This is a genomic window from Acidovorax sp., from assembly GCF_046291265.1.
Lineage (GTDB): Bacteria > Pseudomonadota > Gammaproteobacteria > Burkholderiales > Burkholderiaceae_C > Acidovorax.
Window position 1 is genome coordinate 1 of sequence record NZ_JBKBTV010000187.1, and the last position, 556, is coordinate 556.

Consider the following 556-nt stretch of genomic DNA (forward strand, 5'->3'; position numbering starts at 1 on the left):
GCTGCGGAGCGCGTCAGGGCTCGGCTGGATGCGCAGCGGCAAGGCGTAACGACAGTGCGCGGCATGTTTGATTTCGCCGATGCCCTGCTGGCCGTGGCGCCCAGCACGCGCACCATCGCGGACACCGCGATCACTTCTCTGCGCAGCGCCACGGTGCGTGCCACACCGCGTCGCGCTGGGCCTCGCTGCCAGTGCTCAACCTGTCTTGACGCGCGCCGCCAATTTGCCCTTTCTGTCTTGGCGCACGCCGCACTGCAGGGCGCTGTGCAGGCCACCATGGCGCACAATCAGTACGCTGACAGCGGGTACCGCGCCTACGAGGTTGGTTGTGCGGACCAGCCCGACTGTCCGCGTGATGCCGCGGCGCGACCGGCGCTGCATGCTGTCACATTGGCTGCCATGCTGCTGGGCGGCAGCTTGCTGCTGGCGACGTTGAGACTGTGAGCGCAGCAGCGTGCCATGTTCTTGAACTATAGCAGTCAGCAGTGGGCACTGCAGCACGTGCGCGCGTCGACATTTGGCGCCGGTTGGCAGTGGGTCAGCAAAAAGCAGGGCG

1 protein-coding gene is annotated in these 556 nt (G+C 66.5%); it reads left to right on the forward strand.

The window, feature by feature from the left end; all coding sequences use genetic code 11:
- The coding region (locus ACK41V_RS23825; RefSeq protein ID WP_409786189.1) for a hypothetical protein at window positions 1–444 on the forward strand (444 nt) is incomplete at its 5' end.
- Window positions 445–556 lie beyond the last annotated feature (112 nt).